The organism is Neisseria sp. P0009.S007, from assembly GCF_051962515.1.
In genome coordinates, this window is sequence record NZ_JBQCVF010001176.1 from 1 (window position 1) to 255 (window position 255).

The 255-nt window shown below is 50.2% G+C and carries 1 pseudogene; it reads left to right on the top strand.

Annotated elements, in window-relative coordinates:
• Position 1: 1 nt before the first annotated feature.
• Positions 2-255: pseudogene (locus ACTHS3_RS18200) on the top strand (sensor histidine kinase); the annotation flags it as partial.

Below are 255 nucleotides of genomic sequence, written 5' to 3' on the forward strand. Positions count from 1 at the left end.
GATACCCGGTTTAATCAATATTGCCCGCATTGCCATCGTGCTGCCGCTGTTGGTTATGCATGCTTTCGGCGTTTACAGCAATGGCACCCATATCGGCATGTCATTCCCTCCCGTCGAATTTTACAGCTGGGCAGCGCTGTATTCTTTCCTCATCTTGTTATCCGTCGCCCGTCCGGACTGGCAATGGCAGACTTTGGATTTGCCCAATGCCAGCGCAGTCGTCGATATTTCGATGATGATGATACTGGTGTATAT